Source organism: Streptomyces sp. BK340 (genome assembly GCF_007827595.1).
Taxonomy (GTDB): domain Bacteria; phylum Actinomycetota; class Actinomycetes; order Streptomycetales; family Streptomycetaceae; genus Streptomyces.
Genome location: NZ_VISR01000008.1, coordinates 87,660 through 103,646 on the forward strand (window position 1 = coordinate 87,660; position 15,987 = coordinate 103,646).

At 71.1% G+C, this 15,987-nt stretch carries 19 protein-coding genes; 10 read left to right on the plus strand and 9 right to left on the minus strand.

The annotated features are described in order from the left end of the window. The first annotated feature begins 145 nt into the window (after positions 1-145). The 8 genes from FB157_RS17115 (at position 146) to FB157_RS17150 (ending at position 6,560) form a co-directional block, all read left to right on the plus strand. A complete protein-coding gene (locus FB157_RS17115; protein WP_145880598.1) occupies positions 146-394 on the plus strand; it encodes a hypothetical protein in 249 nt (82 codons plus the stop codon). After that, positions 391-759, plus strand: a complete 369-nt coding sequence (locus FB157_RS17120; RefSeq protein ID WP_145880600.1) for a helix-turn-helix domain-containing protein — start codon at positions 391-393, stop codon at positions 757-759. The genes FB157_RS17115 and FB157_RS17120 overlap by 4 nt, the downstream gene beginning before the upstream one ends. Before the next feature lie 127 nt (positions 760-886). Next, the gene (gene uraD / locus FB157_RS17125; protein WP_145880601.1) at positions 887-1,399 is read left to right on the plus strand and encodes a 2-oxo-4-hydroxy-4-carboxy-5-ureidoimidazoline decarboxylase; all 513 of its coding nucleotides are present in this window, start codon (positions 887-889) and stop codon (positions 1,397-1,399) included. A 4-nt stretch (positions 1,400-1,403) separates the two neighbouring features. Then, positions 1,404-1,796 (plus strand): hydroxyisourate hydrolase, encoded by a 393-nt coding sequence (gene uraH / locus FB157_RS17130; protein ID WP_145880603.1) that lies wholly within the window; start codon positions 1,404-1,406, stop codon positions 1,794-1,796. Between the two features lie 7 nt (positions 1,797-1,803). Further along, positions 1,804-2,727: a factor-independent urate hydroxylase gene (gene pucL / locus FB157_RS17135; protein ID WP_145880605.1), complete on the plus strand. Its 924-nt coding sequence runs from the start codon at positions 1,804-1,806 to the stop codon at positions 2,725-2,727. A gap of 117 nt (positions 2,728-2,844) precedes the next feature. Then, entirely contained in the window at positions 2,845-4,224 is a 1,380-nt protein-coding gene (locus tag FB157_RS17140; protein ID WP_145880607.1) for an 8-oxoguanine deaminase, read from the plus strand. 295 nt (positions 4,225-4,519) lie between these two features. Further along, entirely contained in the window at positions 4,520-5,845 is a 1,326-nt protein-coding gene (locus FB157_RS17145; RefSeq protein ID WP_145880896.1) for a nucleobase:cation symporter-2 family protein, read from the plus strand. Positions 5,846-5,921: 76 nt separating this feature from the next. Then, positions 5,922-6,560, plus strand: coding sequence for a TMEM175 family protein (locus tag FB157_RS17150; protein ID WP_145880609.1), 639 nt, complete (start codon positions 5,922-5,924; stop codon positions 6,558-6,560). On the opposite strand, the gene FB157_RS17155 is transcribed toward FB157_RS17150, so the two are convergent. Together FB157_RS17155 and FB157_RS17160 are read right to left on the minus strand one after the other, a co-directional pair. Beyond that, on the minus strand, positions 6,496-7,128 hold the full coding sequence (locus FB157_RS17155; protein ID WP_145880610.1) for a 3'-5' exoribonuclease domain-containing protein: 633 nt from the start codon (positions 7,126-7,128) through the stop codon (positions 6,496-6,498). The two genes, FB157_RS17150 and FB157_RS17155, sit on opposite strands and share 65 nt — an antisense overlap. Positions 7,129-7,172: 44 nt before the next feature. Further along, positions 7,173-7,970: an AraC family transcriptional regulator gene (locus tag FB157_RS17160; protein ID WP_145880612.1), complete on the minus strand. Its 798-nt coding sequence runs from the start codon at positions 7,968-7,970 to the stop codon at positions 7,173-7,175. A gap of 96 nt (positions 7,971-8,066) precedes the next feature. On the opposite strand from FB157_RS17160, the gene FB157_RS17165 reads away from it, so the two are divergent. Next, complete coding sequence (locus tag FB157_RS17165; RefSeq protein ID WP_398946818.1) at positions 8,067-8,921, plus strand: SDR family oxidoreductase; 855 nt, start codon at positions 8,067-8,069, stop codon at positions 8,919-8,921. Here FB157_RS17165 and FB157_RS17170 read toward each other — a convergent pair. Continuing rightward, positions 8,908-10,365 carry an MFS transporter gene (locus FB157_RS17170; RefSeq protein ID WP_145880616.1) on the minus strand — a complete coding sequence of 486 codons (1,458 nt, stop codon included), beginning with the start codon at positions 10,363-10,365 and terminating at the stop codon, positions 8,908-8,910. The genes FB157_RS17165 and FB157_RS17170 overlap by 14 nt on opposite strands. A 91-nt stretch (positions 10,366-10,456) precedes the next feature. Between FB157_RS17170 and FB157_RS17175 the strand changes: the two genes are divergently transcribed. Continuing rightward, on the plus strand, positions 10,457-10,858 hold the full coding sequence (locus tag FB157_RS17175; protein WP_186581549.1) for a helix-turn-helix domain-containing protein: 402 nt from the start codon (positions 10,457-10,459) through the stop codon (positions 10,856-10,858). 11 nt (positions 10,859-10,869) lie between these two features. Here FB157_RS17175 and FB157_RS17180 read toward each other — a convergent pair whose 3' ends face one another. The 6 genes from FB157_RS17180 to FB157_RS17205 form a co-directional block, all read right to left on the minus strand. After that, positions 10,870-11,292, minus strand: coding sequence for a thioesterase family protein (locus FB157_RS17180; protein ID WP_145880899.1), 423 nt, complete (start codon positions 11,290-11,292; stop codon positions 10,870-10,872). 53 nt (positions 11,293-11,345) lie between these two features. Continuing rightward, on the minus strand, positions 11,346-11,969 hold the full coding sequence (locus tag FB157_RS17185) for a hypothetical protein (protein ID WP_145880618.1): 624 nt from the start codon (positions 11,967-11,969) through the stop codon (positions 11,346-11,348). 171 nt (positions 11,970-12,140) lie between these two features. After that, entirely contained in the window at positions 12,141-12,740 is a 600-nt protein-coding gene (locus FB157_RS17190; RefSeq protein WP_145880619.1) for a histidine phosphatase family protein, read from the minus strand. An 86-nt stretch (positions 12,741-12,826) separates the two neighbouring features. Continuing rightward, positions 12,827-13,366 (minus strand): DUF4232 domain-containing protein, encoded by a 540-nt coding sequence (locus FB157_RS17195; protein ID WP_145880621.1) that lies wholly within the window; start codon positions 13,364-13,366, stop codon positions 12,827-12,829. Between the two features lie 32 nt (positions 13,367-13,398). After that, positions 13,399-15,261: a serine protease gene (locus FB157_RS17200; RefSeq protein WP_261386351.1), complete on the minus strand. Its 1,863-nt coding sequence runs from the start codon at positions 15,259-15,261 to the stop codon at positions 13,399-13,401. Positions 15,262-15,503: 242 nt separating this feature from the next. After that, entirely contained in the window at positions 15,504-15,935 is a 432-nt protein-coding gene (locus FB157_RS17205) for an SRPBCC family protein (RefSeq protein ID WP_145880623.1), read from the minus strand. Positions 15,936-15,987 lie beyond the last annotated feature (52 nt).

Genomic DNA, 15,987 nt, shown 5'->3' on the forward strand with positions numbered 1-15,987 from the left:
GTCGCGGGAAAGCCGGATCTTCTCGGGAGGCCGGGTCGGCACGCACGTCCGTTAAGGTCTCCCCAAGCGGCCGGGGCGGTCCGAGACCCCCGTCGCCGCGGACCTGGCGGCACGCGCGGGTCGGAGCAGATGCCATGGGGGCACAGTGCGACTGAGAGTGGAGTTCACGACCGAGCCCTTCGACCTGGACGAGGCGCCCGCGCACGCGATGGCGGCCCGCGAGGTGATCGAGGCGGCGGAGCTGGACGCGGTGGACGTCGGCCCGTTCGGCAACACGGCGGAAGGCGGCGCGGACGCGGTGCTGACCGCCGTGGACGCGCTGCTGCGCAAGACCCTGGAAGCCGGTGCCACCCGGATCTCGCTGCAGGTCAACGTGATCGGAGCGGGCGAATGACCGGCAACGGGGACGAGTCCTTCATCACGGCCGTGAAGCCGCTGGTCGATGCCATGGGCGGGGAGATCCTCCCGCCCGACGAGGCCGGCCCCGAGGACGTCGTCCTCGCCTGGCAGGGCGTCGACGTCGTCGCCGTACGCCTGCCCCAGCTGGCCGACTCCCTCGACCACATCCTCGCCGCCATGGAGCGCAAGCAGGGCAGGCCCCTGGCCGACCTGGACCGCAAGTCCAAGCAGGAGGTCGTGCGCATACTGGAGGCGCGCGGCGCCTTCGCCGTGCGGCACGGCGTGGAGACCGTGGCCAGCGCGCTGGGCGTCAGCCGCTTCACGGTCTACAACTACCTCAACCGGGAGAAGGGCGCCTGACGGCCCCCGGGTGCCTCCCGGCTTGTTACGCGGAATTTTCAACAAAGTGTTGACGTCGTGTTTCGGAGGGCGTTAGCTGTTCGCAGCCCGATCAGCACGAAGGCCGTTTCCGGCCACGGAGGCTCCCGTGACTACGACTTCCACGCCCCCGGGCCTGGCCCGGTTCAACGTCCTGGAGGAGCACGCGGCCCTCGCCGCCCTCCATGAGGCGTGCGCCTCCACCGAGTGGGGCCGGCGGCTGCTCGCCGCCCGGCCGTACGCCGCCGCCGACGCCCTCTACGCCGCCAGCGACGCCGCCATGGCCGAGCTGAGCACCGCGGACCTGCAAGAGGCGATGGCCGGTCACCCGCCGATCGGCCGCCCCAAGCCCGGTGACCCGACCTCCGCGCGCGAGCAGCGCGGCATGGCCGGCGCGACCGAGGCGCTCAAGGCGGAGATGCTCGAACTGAACCTGGCCTACCAGGAGAAGTTCGGCCACGTCTTCCTGATCTGCGCAACCGGCCGCACCGGCGAGCAGATGCGCGACGCGGTCAAGGAGCGGATCGGCAACTCGCCGGAGCAGGAGCGGGAGATCGTCCGCACCGAGCTGGGCAAGATCAACCGCATCCGACTGGCCCGACTCGTCGAAGAGGACGCCTGAGACCATGAGCACCAGCACCACCGCCTCCGTGTCCACGCACATCCTGGACACCTCCGTCGGCCGCCCCGCCGAGGGCGTCGCCGTCCAGCTCTCCGCCCGCGCGGGGCGCGGTGCGGACTGGCGGGCGCTCGGTGGCTCCGCGACCGACGCCGACGGCCGGTGCAAGGACCTTCCGGACCTGCCGGAAGGCACGACACACGTACGGCTCGACTTCGCGGTCGAGGTGTATTTCGAGAAGAAGCAAGCCGATGCGCAGCAGGACGCCCCCGCGAATCGGGACAGCGGTGCCGTGTTCTTCCCCGAGGTGGCGATCACTTTCGCCGTGAACCCCGGGGAGCACTACCACGTACCGCTGCTGCTCAACCCGTTCGGCTACTCCGTTTACCGAGGGAGCTAGCAGACACATGCCCACGATCCTGGGACAGAACCAGTACGGCAAGGCCGAGAACCGAGTCGTAAAGATCACGCGGGACGGCGCCACCCACCACATCAAGGACCTCAACGTCTCCGTGGCGCTGAGCGGAGACATGGACGAGGTCCACTACTCCGGCTCCAACGCCAACGTCCTGCCGACCGACACCACCAAGAACACGGTGTACGCGTTCGCCAAGGAACACGGCATCGAGTCCGCCGAGCAGTTCGGCATCCACCTCGCCCGGCACTTCGTCACCTCGCAGGAGCCGATCCAGATCGCCCGGATCCGCATCGAGGAGTACGCCTGGGAGCGGATCGAGACCTCCGACGCAAACTCCAAGTTCATCGGCGCGGACGAGGTCAAGCACTCGTTCGTACGCAAGGGCCAGGAGACCCGCGTCACCCAGATCACCTACGACGGTGAGAAGTGGGAGGTCATCTCCGGCCTGAAGGACCTGGTCGTGATGAACTCGACCAACTCCGAGTTCTGGGGTTACGTCAAGGACAAGTACACGACCCTGCAGGAGGCGTACGACCGCATCCTGGCCACCCAGGTCTCCGGCCGCTGGCGGTTCAACTGGACCGACGACGAGCAGAAGATGCCCAACTGGGAGAAGTCCTACGAGCAGGTCAAGAAGCACATGCTCCAGGCCTTCGCCGAGACGTACTCCCTCTCCCTGCAGCAGACGCTGTACCAGATGGGCTCGCGCATCATCAACAACCGCAGCGAGATCGACGAGGTCCGCTTCTCCCTGCCGAACAAGCACCACTTCCTGGTGGACCTCGAGCCCTTCGGCCTCAAGAACGACAACGAGGTCTACTACGCCGCCGACCGGCCCTACGGTCTGATCGAGGCGACCATCCTCCGGGACGGCTGCGAGCCGAAGATCCCGGTGGACCTCACCAACCTCTGACCCCCCACCTTTTTCGGCACCCGTGACCGGGGGGCGCCTCCCCGGTCACGGCACTCAAAACTCCTAGGGTCCTGCCGTGCCCTCCCTCTTCAGTCCGCTGAGCGAAAAGGACGAATCATGGCAGCAGCCCAGCGCATCGTCATCGAGAACTGTTCGATCGCGACCGTCGACGCCGACGACACCGAGTACGCCTCCGGGTACGTGGTCATCGCCGGCAACCGCATCGAGGCGGTCGGCGCGGGCAAGGCCCCCGAGGGCCTGGAGAACGTCGTACGCCGTATCGACGCCACCGGGCATCTCGTGACCCCCGGCCTGATCAACACCCACCACCACTTCTACCAGTGGATCACCCGGGGTCTGGCCACCGACCACAACCTCTTCAACTGGCTGGTTGCGCTCTACCCCACCTGGGCGCGCATCGACGAGCCGATGGCGTACGCGGCGGCCCAGGGCTCGCTCGCGATGATGGCCCGCGGCGGCGTCACCACCGCCATGGACCACCACTACGTCTACCCGCAGGGCTCCGGCGACCTGTCCGGCGCGATCATCCGCGCCGCCCGCGAAATGGGTGTCCGCTTCACCCTGGCCCGCGGCTCCATGGACCGCAGCGAGAAGGACGGCGGCCTGCCCCCGGACTTCGCCGTCGAGACCCTCGAAGGCGCCCTCACCGCGACCGAGGCGACCGTCAAGGAGCACCACGACGCCTCCTTCGACGCGATGACCCAGGTGGCCGTGGCCCCCTGCTCGCCGTTCTCCGTCTCCACCGAACTCCTGCGTCAGGGCGCCGAACTGGCCCGCCGCCTCGGCGTGCGCCTGCACACCCACGGCTCGGAGACGGTCGAGGAGGAGAAGTTCTGCCACGAGCTGTTCGGCATGGGCCCGACCGACTACTTCGAGTCCACCGGCTGGCTCGGCGAGGACGTGTGGATGGCGCACTGCGTCCACATGAACGACTCCGACATCACCGCCTTCGCCCGCACCAGGACGGGTGTCGCGCACTGCCCCTCCTCCAACGCCCGCCTCGCGGCCGGCATCGCCCGGGTCCCCGACATGCTGAGGGCGGGCGTCCCGGTCGGCCTCGGCGTCGACGGCACCGCCTCCAACGAGTCCGGTGAACTCCACACCGAACTGCGCAACGCCCTGCTGATCAACCGCCTCGGCAGCCACCGCGAGGCCGCGCTCAACGCCCGCCAGGCGCTGCGCCTCGGCACCCACGGCGGCGCCCAGGTGCTCGGCCGCGCGGCCGAGACCGGCTCGCTGGAGGCCGGCAAGCTGGCCGACCTGGTGCTGTGGAAGCTGGACACCCTCGCCCACTCCTCCATCGCCGACCCGGTGACCGCGCTGGTCTTCGGAGCGGCGGCCCCGGTCACCGCCTCCTTCGTGAACGGACGCCAGATCGTCGAGGACGGCCGCCTGCTGACCGTCGACGAGGACGCCATCGCCCGCTCCACGCGGGACGAGGCCCAGCGCCTGGCGCGCATCGCCGCCCAGGGCTGAGCCACTACAGGACACCGGCCGGGAGGGACGGCTCCCGGTCGGCAGCCGTGGACCCGAGCGGGGTCCATGGCGGCCGTCTCCGGGGCGCGCGTTCACGCGCGCGCCCCGGAACGGTCACCGTCCGCAGGCCCCACGAAGGGCCTCCGGTCCCGCACGACCGTCGCGCACCACCTCCTTGAAACCCACGTCAGAGCCGACGTGTCTAACCGCGACCGGAGGAGCCGCCGTGTCCGCTCAGATCGTTGACCCCGTCGACGAGACCCACCCAGTCGACGAGAAACTCCCCGCACTCAAGATGGCGACGAGTGGCCTGCAGCACGTGGCCGCCATGTACGCCGGAGTCGTCGCCCCACCCCTGATCGTCGGCGCGGCCGTAGGCCTGACCGGCACCGAACTCACCTTCCTCACCGGCGCCTGCCTGTTCACCGCGGGCCTCGCCACCTTCCTGCAGACGCTCGGCATCTGGAAGATCGGCGCCCGGCTGCCCTTCGTCAACGGCGTCACCTTCGCCGGGGTGGCCCCCATGACGGCGATCGTCGCCTCCGCGCACGACAAGTCGGACGCGCTGCCGGTCATCTTCGGCGCCGTGATCGTCGCAGGCCTCCTCGGCTTCCTCGCGGCCCCCTTCTTCAGCAAGGCGGTCCGCTTCTTCCCGCCGGTCGTCACCGGCACGGTCATCACCCTGATCGGCGTCTCCCTCCTGCCGGTCGCCTTCAACTGGGCCCAGGGCCCCAACCCCGCCGCACACGACTACGGTTCGGCCACCAACCTCGGCCTGGCCGGCATCACCCTGCTGATCGTCCTGGCCCTGCGCCGCTTCACCCGGGGCTTCGTGAAGCAGATCGCGGTCCTGCTGGGCCTGATCGTGGGCACCCTGGTGGCGATACCCTTCGGGGTCACCGACTTCGGCCCGGTGGCGGACGCCGACGTGATCGGCTTCCCGGCCCCGTTCCACTTCGGCGCACCGCAGTTCCACCTCGCCGCGATCCTGTCGATGTGCGTGGTGATGGTGGTCTCGATGACCGAGTCCACGGCCGACATGCTGGCGCTCGGTGAGATCGTCGAACGCCCGGCGGACGAGAGGACCATCGCGGCGGGCCTGCGCGCCGACACCCTCGGCTCGGCCCTCAGCCCCCTCTTCAACGGCTTCATGTGCAGCGCCTTCGCGCAGAACATCGGGCTGGTCGCCATGACCCGCATCCGCAGCCGCTTCGTCGTCGCCGTCGGCGGCGGCTTCCTGGTCCTGATGGGCCTGTGCCCGATGGCCGCCTCCCTGATCGCGGTCGTCCCGCGTCCCGTCCTCGGCGGAGCCGGCGTCGTCCTCTTCGGCTCGGTGGCGGCCAGCGGCATCCAGACCCTGGTCCGGGCCGGCCTGGAGAAGGACAACAACGTCCTGATCGTCGCGGTGTCCCTGGCGGTGGGCCTGATCCCCATCACCGCACCGGGCTTCTACCACGCCTTCCCGGAGACGGCGAGGATCGTCCTCGACTCGGGCATCTCGACGGGCTGCGTGGCGGCGGTCCTGCTCAACCTGGTCTTCAACCACCTGGGCAGGGGCAGTGAGGCGCAGGACGTGACCCACCCGATGGAATCCGGGGAGGAACTCGCCCCGGCGCACTGACCGGGCCCACCGATCCGGCACGGGGTACGGCTGCTGCCGTACCCCGTGCCCGTCGTTGTGAGGCAGGCTTGGGCGCATGAACGAGTCCGGCCGTGTCGAGGCCTTCAGCGACGGCGTGTTCGCCATCGCCATCACCCTGCTCATCCTGGAAATCAAGGTCCCCGAGGCCGGCGAACACGGCGGCCTGTGGCACGCGCTGGGCACCCAGTGGCCCTCCTACGCCGCCTACGTGGTCAGCTTCCTGGTCATCGGCATCATGTGGATCAACCACCACCAGGTGTTCAGCTACGTCGCCCGTGTCGACCGCACGCTGATGTTCCTCAACCTGCTGGTGCTGATGGTGGTCTCCGCGGTGCCGTGGCCGACGGCGATGCTCGCGGAGTACCTGCGCGAGGACAAGGCCTCGCATGCGGCCGCCGCCGTCTACAGCCTGGTGATGGTGGCGATGGCCCTCACCTTCCAGGCCCTGTGGTGGCACCTCACCCGCACCGGCCACCTCTTCGACTCCCGCGTGGACGTCCCCGCGGCCAGAGCCACCCGCGCCCGCTTCGCCCTGGGCTCCCTGGCCTACCCGCTGGCAGTGGGCCTGTCCTTCGTCTCGGCCCCCCTCACCCTCGCCGCCCACGGCCTGATAGCCCTCTACTACGGCTTCAACCAGGTCCCGGTGCCCACCCGGCAGGACCCGGTGCCTGCGCCGGACCCGGCCACGCCATGAGGTTGGCCAGCAGTTCGGCCTGCTCCACGGCGTCGTCGAGGGCGTGGTGCGTGTGACGGCGGCGGGACAGCAGATGCCTCGGCATCGTCCCCTTGGCCACCGCCCGCAACGGCAGCCCCGCCTTGGTCGCGTACAGCGTCTTCATGTCCAGGCAGCCCGAGTGACCGAAGGGGCTCTCACCGGTGAAGCGGATCAGGTACCAGTACAGGAACGTCCAGTCGTACGACGCCGGGTAGCCGCACATCACCGGCTGCGCGCCCGCACTCACCTCGCGGACCCAGGCGCTGAACTCGGCGAGGGCCGCGCCCGGTTCCGCGCCCTCGGTCCGCAGCCGCGCCCGGTCAAGGCCGCTGACCGCCAGTGCTTCGGGGACGAACTCGTCGGAGATGGGGCGGAGTTCCCGGTAGAAGGTCTGCTGCTCGGGATCGGCCGGGCAGAAGCCGTCGGCGTCCTGGGTGCCGGCTACGGCCGCGCCGAGGCTCAGCATGGAGTAGGGACCCGGGACAGGGCCGTCGGCCTCGATGTCGACGGAGATGTAGCGGCTGGGTTTGACGCGTCGTGCGGGCATGGGACCGGAGCATGGCAGCCGGGGGCCGCTCCGCGCATCCGGATTCAGCGGCCGGGCACCGCCTGGCACGGCGAGGTCGCGGGCAGGCGGCCGGTGAAGTACGAGCGGGGCGGGACGCCCATCAGTGCACGGAAGTCGGATGTCATGTGGGACTGGTCGTAGTAGCCGGTGGCGGCGGCGACTTCGGACCAGGGGGCGGTCGTGGCGCGGTCGATGACCGTGCGGACGCGGTTGATGCGGGCGTAGTGCTTGGGGGAGACACCGACCCCTTCGGTGAACAGGTTGCGCAACTGGCGTTCGCTGACGGCCAGTTCGCGGGCGACGTCACGGACCTGCGCGGGGGTCCGGTCCGTCCGGACCGACAGCGCGTCGACCCCGGCCCGCAGGAGGGCCGTCCGGGCGGGGTCCGTTCCGGCGGACAGCAGCTCGGGCAGCACCTGGGCGAGGTGCGGCACCGCCTCCCGCGGATCCAGCCACCGCACCTCGTCCGCGAGCCGGCGTGCCGCCCGGCCCGGCAGCCGGTCCAGCGGTACGACCCGGCCGGCCAGCTCGGCCGCCGGGACACCCAGCAGGGGACGGGCCGTGCCGGGCCCGAGGCGCAGCTCCACACAGGAGACATGGGCCTTGCCCTCGTAGTACCCGGCGCGCACTCGCGGTCCCACGGCCAGGACGTCGCGGTGTCCGTCCGGCCCCACGCGGAGCACCACCTTGGTGACCGCGTCGGGAAGGTGGACGAAGGCCTCGACGGGCGGGTCGGTGACGGACACGGTCCGCACCCCCGTGATCCAGGGGCGCAGGGCCTCGGGCGTGGTCAGGGCCTGCTCGGCGGTTGCGTTCGGCACCCCTCCACCGTACGTGCGGCGCACCGCCTCGCGGGCGGGCCGGCCGTGCCGGAATTTCCAAGAGACGGGCACCCCGTTCGGCCCATCGTGGACCTCATGATTCTGGTGACGGGTGCCACGGGCACCATCGGAAGTGACGTGGTACGACAGCTCGCGGCGCGCGGCGAGAAGGTGCGTGCCGTGACCCGCGACCCGGCGAAGGCCCGGGTGCCCGCCGGGGTCGAGGTGGTGCGCGGGGACTACCTCGACCCCGGCTCCCTGGCCGGTGCGATGGCGGGGGTGACGGCCGTGTTCCTCCTCCGTCCTCCGGGTCCGGAGGAGGGGCAGGACCCGGCGCTGGTGGAGGCGGCGCGGGCGGCGGGGGTACGCAGGCTGGTGAAGCTCTCCGCCATCGGGACCGGCGACCCCGAGGTCGGGCCGGCCGGCCGGTGGCACGTGGCGGGAGAGCGGGCCGTGCGGGACAGCGGGACCGAGTGGACCGTCCTGCGGCCCTCGTCGTTCGCCTCCAACACGCTCAGCTGGGTGGAGGCGCTCGGGCGGGGCGAACCGGTACCGAACATGACCGGCGACGGGGAGTCGGGTGTGATCGACCCGCGGGACGTGGCCGAGGCCGCGGTGCGGGCGCTGCTCGAGGACGGGCATGCGGGGCGGACCTACACGCTGACCGGGCCCGAGGCGATCGGCGTCCCCGGCCAGGCCTCCGTTCTCGCCTCCGTCCTCGGCCGCCCGGTCGCCACCCGGGACCTCTCGCCGGAGGAGACACGCGAACATCTGCTCACCGCCTGGGGTTTCGACGAGGCGCAGGCGGAGGGGGTCCTGACCGGCACCGCCTTCGTCCGCGGCGGGGGCAACGCGATCGTCACCGAGGACCTGCCGCAGATGCTGGGCAGGCCGGCCAGGACGTACCGGGAGTGGGCGCAGGACCACAAGGAGGCGTTCAGCGGGGAGTGACAGGGGATTCGGTGCCCGGGCGCAGCACCGCTGCCGCCAGTGCCAGCGCCGCCAGCGCGAAGCCCGTCGCGACGCGGAACGCCAGCCGGTATCCCTCCGCCGTGGCCGGGATCAGCTCCGCACCCTGGCCGAGCAGGGTGTCGGTGCGGCTCGCGGCCAGTGTGGTCAGGGCCGCCAGGCCCAGCGAACCGCCCACCACCTGTGTGGTGTTGAACAGCCCGGACGCCAGTCCCGCGTCCTCGTCCCGCGCCCCGGACATCGCCAGACCGGTCAGCGCGGGCATCGCCGCCGCGAACCCGGCGGACAGCAACAGCAGCGGCGGCAGTACGTCGGTGGGGTACGAGCCGTCGGCCGGGGCGCGGCCCAGCAGGGCCGTCCCGGCGGTGATCAGCACCAGCCCGGCCAGCAGTACCCGGTAGCCGCCGAAACGGGCCACGGTCCGAGCCGACAGACCCAGCATCAGCAGACCGATGGCGACCGGGGCCGGGAGGAAGGCGGTCCCGGTCGCCAACTCGTGGTATCCGAGGACGCGTTGCAGATACAGCGCGCCGATGAACTGGAAACCGTACATCGTGCCGATCATCAGCACCTGGACCGCGTTCGCGCCGGTCAGCAGACGGGAGCGGAACAGGCGCAGGCGCAGGAGGGGGCGGGCCGCCCGGGCCTGGCGCACGGTGAACGCCGTGAACAGGGCGAGCGCCAGGGCCGCCAGGACCAGGGTGCCGGTCAGGGAGCGCGTCCCGGCACCGACGATGACGTACACCGTCAGCATCAGCGCACCCGTGACCAGCCCGGCCCCCGGATAGTCGGCACCCCTGCCGAGTCCGGCGCCGCGCTCGGGGGTGAGGACGCGCACCGCCGCCAGCCAGGCGGCCGCGCCGATCGGCAGGTTGATCAGGAAGATCCAGTGCCAGTTCAGGGCCTGGGTCAGGGCGCCGCCGAGGAAGGTGCCGAGCGCCCCGCCCGCCGCGCCGACCGCGCTGAACACGGCGATGGCACGGGCCTGTTCCCGCGGCTCGGAGAAGAGGTTGACCAGCATGCCGAGGACCACGGCCGAGGCCATCGCCCCGCCGACGCCCTGCAGCGCCCGGGCCGCGATCAGCACGCCCTGCCCGGTCGCCGTCCCGCACAGCACCGAGGCCGCGGTGAACACGGCGAGCCCCGAGGTGAACATCCGCTTGCGGCCCACCAGGTCACCCAATCGGCCCACCAGCAGAAGCAGCCCGCCGAAGGCGATCAGGTACGCGTTGACGACCCAGGCGAGGCCCGGACCGCTGAAACCGAGGTCGCTCTGGATGGCGGGCATCGCCACCGTGACGATGTTGCCGTCCAGGACCGTCATCAGCGTGCCCGCGCACAGAACTGCGAGGGACGTCCAGCGGGAGTAGGTTCGTGAAGGTGCCACCGTTGCCGGTGACGGGCTGTTCTCGATCGCGGCTGACATGGCTCCCCGTTCCTGGTACGCGCCTTGGTGCACGACTTGTGACGGGGTACATCGTGGGTGACCATGGAGGCCGGCGTAAGGAGGCAGTCCGATGTCCCAGAGGAACACCGCTGTTACCGTCCAGGCAGTGAACGCGCAGGCGTGCCCCGTACGCGAAGTTCTTGACAGGGTGGCCGGCAAGTGGAGCGTGCAGATCCTGGTCGCCGCCGCCCAGGGGCCCATCCGGTTCACGGAGTTGGAGCGCGGTATCGAGGGCATCAGCCGCCGCATGCTCACCCTGACCCTGCGCAACCTGGAGCGCGACGGCCTGGTCACCCGTACGGTGCATCCGACGGTGCCGCCGAAGGTGGAGTACGAACTCACGCCGGTCGCCCTCGAGTTGCACGAGACGCTGCAGCGGCTGACCGACTGGGCCGAGCACAACCGCGTGTACATCGCCGAGGCTCGGGCCGCCTACGACGCCGAGCACCAGCCTGAGTTGCTCGACGCGTAGGCGCAGGACGGCTAGAGACCGAACGGGCTCGGATCCGCCGCCAGCTCCTTGAACACCGTGTCGGGTTCGGCGATCAGCTTGCGCTCCCTGAGGTTCAGCAGGCCGCCCACCGCGGTGATCTCGGCCGCCACCGTGCCGTCGGCCTTGCGGATCTCCTGCCGGATCCGGAACGTCTTGCCGCCGCCCCACTCGAACTCGCAGGTCACATCGACCTCGTCACCCGCGAGCAGCTCGCGTTTGTAGCGGATCGTCGTCTCCAGGGCCACCGGGCCGACGCCGCGGCCGACGAGCCCCGCCTGGGTGATCCCCGCGGCCTGGAGCAGCGACCAGCGGGCGTGCTCCGCGTAGTTGATGTACACCGCCTGGTTGAGGTGTCCCTGTACATCGGTCTCGTAGCCGCGGACGGTCACACGGACGGAATACGGTTCGGCCACTGCCTTGCCCTTCTCGTGTTCGAATATCCGGTCGACCGATCTTGGCACGCCGCTCACACCCGGCGCGGGGAGGCCAGCAGATAGCGCACCCGCGTACGTGGCTCGGTGTACTCGCCGGCCTGCCAGCCCGCCCGCTCCAGCGTGGCCGCACACGCCCGCAGCAGCTCCTCGTCCGGTGCGTACACGGCGACCGCCTCCGGCTGCGGGGTCGCGCGCACCCGGTAGCCCTCGCCGTCCGGCCCCGCCGGCCGGTGCCCGGCCGCCTCCAGGGCGAGCGCGGCGGCCCGCACCAGATGCGTCCGCTCCCAGCCGCAGGGGCGGTCCGTCGCACCGCCCGGGTTGGTCATCCGGCGCAGCTCCAGCAGCCCCTGCCAGGCGCTGCGCACCTCCCGCAGCCGGGCCGCGCCGGACGCGGGCGCCTCCTCCTCACCGCCGACCCGCGCCGCGAAGACACCCGCGGACGGTGCCGGCTCCTCCGGGGCGGCCGCCGGCACCGTCTCGCGTATGCGGTGGCCCGCGGGGGTGAGGAAGTGATCGTGCGGCGGCCGCGGGTGCCGGAAGGCGAGCCCCCGCTTCACCAGCGCGGCCAGCTGTGCCTCCGTCCCGCGCAGCCGCCCAGTGACCGCGTCGGCACCCTCGATCACCCGCCGCTGCGCAGCGGTCGGCGGTCGGCTCACCGCGTCCTCCCTCGTCGGCGTCCCGGAACCGCCAGGTGAGCGGCTCGTTCGAAGCGTACGACCGGGGTCTGACAACGGGCAGGGGCCGTCGTGATCCGCGGGCTGGGCCGGCGTGTACGACCGTGGGTGACGGTGACGACGGTGACGGGGCTCTGGCGCCCGTCGGGTGGATCAGTCGTGCGGTCGCATGTTCCAGCCCGCCACCACGGGCCGCTCGTGCTCCGTGCCGAGGCGGCACAGTGTGCCCGTCGCCAGTTGGAAGAGGGCCCCGTGCTGGGGGCGCAGGCCGAGGCGGCGGGCGGTGAGGACGCGCAGGAAGTGGCCGTGGGCGACCAGGATGACGGCCCCGTCGGTGTCGGCGAGCGCGGCGTCCACCTTGCCCAGCACCCGGTCGGCGCGCTCCCCGACCTGTTCCGGAGTCTCCCCGGGGTGCTCGGGCGGCCCCGGCGCGACGCCGTCCGTGAACAGGAACCAGTCGGGCCGGGTGCGCCGGATCTCCGCGGTGGTGATGCCCTCGTACCCGCCGTAGTCCCATTCGCGCAGGTCGGCGTCGACCTGGACGTCGTGGACGCCGATCAGTTCGGCGGTCTCCCTGGCTCGCTGCAGGGGGCTGACGAAGGCGGCGCCGATGCGCTGAGCGCGGATCAGCGGCACCAGCCGGCGCGCCTCCTCCCGCCCGTGCTCGGTGAGGGGCAGGTCGGTCCAGCCGGTGTGCCGTCCGGACCGCGACCACTCGGTCTCACCGTGCCGGACGAGAAGGAGGTCACCCACGTCAGCCCTTCCCGCTCGCTTCCCAGCACCGTGTCACACGCGGCTGGCGGTCCGCAGGACGGACTGGGCCAGACGGGCCGCCGCGCTCAGTTCCCCGCCGGTGCGTGGCGCGGTGGCGCCATGGACAGGGTCTCGCCGCAGGCGTCGATGACGGTGGCCTTCCGGTGCCGGTCCAGGACCGGGACGACGGTGCGGTCGGAGTCGCGCGGGGCCCAGACCACCGCCTCGCCCTGCCGCACGCACCAGTCGCCGGCTCCCTTCGTGCCGCGGGGCGTGTAGTGCACGTCGACCGTGGCCGCCGCCTTCGGGGCCAGCGGGAAGGAGGCGGCGTGCCCGTGCCCGGCGCCGTCGATGCTCTCCGCCTTCCCGTAGTGGATCTCGATGCCCGGGTAGCCGTTGAACACACAGGCGTCCAAGCCCTTGTTGACGGCGGTCAGCCGCGCGTCGCCCCGGCTGCCGCCCTTCTCCTTGCCGAGCAGGACCAGCGTCCACTTCAGGGAAGCGGTCCGGCAGTTGCTCAGCTTCGTGTCGTCCTGCGCTTCGGTGGTGGACGTGCCGCAGGCCGTCAGGGCCAGTCCGGCCATGAGGACGGCCAGGCCGCCGGTCAGACGAGTCGTGGTTCGCATGGTTCCCCCTGAACCTTCGGGTGGGTGAGTGGTCAAGTGCCGGGGTAGACCAGCGTGTTCTCCGCGCCGATCGTTTTTGCGCCGGTGTCGGCGTACAGGGTCGTCTCGCCGTCGGACCAGCGGACGATCACGTCGTCACTGGTGTGGTTGGCGGTGTAGTCGCCCGCCGTCATGACCAGGTCGTGCTTCCAGAGGGCGTTCGGGCCGCGCAGGCGCGACTCGGTGCCCAGTCCCGCGGCCGAGGTTCCCGCATAGGTGTCGAGTTCGCCGTCCACCCAGCGGACGAGGACGTCCCAGGTGGCCTTGCCGCTGAAGTTCCCGCTGGTGAGCAGAGTGGCGTTCTTCCAGGTGCCGTTCGGTGCCAGCAGGCGCTTCTCGGTGCCGAAACCGCCGGCGCCGACGGAGGTGTAGAGGGTCAGTTCGCCGTCGCTCCAGCGGACCAGCAGATCATTGACGCGCGTGCCGCGGTGGAACCGCCCGGCCGAGATCTGGGCGGCGTTCTTCCACACCGAGCCGGACTTGGCCATCCGGACCTCCCGGCCCAGCCCCGAGGCGCTGACGTCCGGGTAGAGGGTGACCTCCCCGTCGGACCAGCGCACCAGCAGGTCGGACAGGTCGCTGCCGGCGAAGTCCCCGCCGGTGATCGTCCGGGCGTGCGTCCAGGTGGAGTTGGCCGGCCGCAGCCGCTTCTCGGGCCGGAACCCGCCCTTGCCGTCCCCGGGATACAGCGTGGTCTCCCCGTCCGACCAGACCACGACCAGGTCACTGTGCCGATCGCCCGTGTAGTCACCGGAGGCCGTCAGCCTCGCGTGCTGCCACTGGCGCGCTCCGCCGGGGAGCTTGGCCTCGATCCCCTTGTACGGGGGCAGGTCGGAGGGCGGGTCCTGCCCCGCGACGGCGTAGGCGAGGAGGTTGGCTGCGTCGGCGCCGAACGCCGGTGCGTAGCTGATGTAGTCGACGTTCGCGTCGTTGCCGCCGCCGTTGTAGCCACCGAGGTTGCCGATGACGTGACCGCTGGTGGCGCCGTCCTTGTAGTCGGTGATCCAGGGGCTGCCGGAGACACCGCCGTAGTAGCCGCCGCAGGTCATGGACATCTGGCGGTACCCGGGGAGTTGCTTCGTCGGCACGGTGCACTTGAGGGCGCGTCCGGCGCCGTTGTGCGCGTGCGACGGGTACCCGACCACCGTGACGCCCCGCTGCGTGTAGCCGGTCGGCCGGGTGAAGGTCAGCCCGCCGCCCACGGCGTCCTGGAGCTGCTTGCCCTGCTGGTTCGCCGAGACGCGGGCGAACGCGGTGTCCAGGTCCGACCAGGGCTTCTTGGTGGTCGTGGAGCCGTGGTCGGGGACGTAGCGCGGGTCGATGAAGATGTGCTGGATGTGGAAGATGCCGTAGGGCTGCCGGTCGGGGCTCGCTCCCTTGACGAACTTCGGGACGAAGATGTAGTCGCTCTTCATGCTCAACCCGCAGTGCGCGGCGGTGAGCACGATGTTCTTGGACGCGGTGGCGATCACACTGCCGGTGCAGTGCCAGGCGGTGCCGCTCGGCCCGTCGGAGCCGAAGAACGTTCCCACGAGCCGGGTCCCGCCGAACGGGGTGCCCGTGGGCCGGGCCGCGGCCGCCGCACCGGGCCTGCCGGACGTGGACGGCGCCGACCGGATCTCGTCCAGCGGCCGGGCGCCCGCCATGCGCCGCGCGGTCCAGAACCGGGCGGCTTCCTGGGCTTCCTTTCCTGTGTCCGCTCCTGTGTCCGCCTTCAGGGGCGAGGCGGGAGGCAGTGAGGCAGGTGAGGCCGGAGACGGTGAAGGCGATGCGGCCTTCGCGGCGGCCGGAGCCGCGAGCGCGAGTATCGCCGCGGACAGGACGCCGACGACCGCCCTGCCTCTTCGGTATGACAACAAGTACTTCCCCCTGGTTCACGAAAGCCGGACCAGGGGGACGAGTGGTCGCCGCTGCGGCGCTGGTCAGGCGCACGCACTCGGACGGCTTCGCCGCGAACTCCCGTGGATCCCCCCGGTCGTGCCGCCGCCGGACGGCGACGGGAACCACGTGATCTTCGCATACGTCAGTACGAAGCCCCCTGTCGGTGATCACCTACGGTGTTCACCGACAGGGGGCAGTGGCCTGGGACTGTCTTTGCTCACCGTCTCCGTTCCGCGTACTCCTTGAACTGCTCCAGGTCGCTGCGGACGAGCCGTTCGATCGCGGTCGCCTGGGCGAAGCCCTTCGGCCCGCCGAACGTGGCCCGGACGGTGTCGGGGTCGTACTCCACCCTGGCCTGGACCCGGGTGTGGCCCCGGTCGATCGGCTGCAGGGAGAAGGAACCTCTCAGCTGCGGGGAGCCGGTGGTGCGCCACTCCAGCACGCGTTCCCCCGTACGGTCGGAGAGCTCGGCGTCGACCTCCCGGGTTCCGCCGCCCGCCTCGACGTTCAGGTGCGTACGGCCTCCTCCCTCCGTATGGGCGTCGCGCACGCCGGCCACGAAGCGCGAGTAGTCCTCCACCCGGTGGAGGCTGTCCCAGGCCCTGTCGATCGTCACCCCGACATCGACGTGTTCTTCCAGGGTGCTCATGGCTCACCTCCAGGGTCGGATCATGGCCCGTACCTTCTGCTTCCAGTGTGCG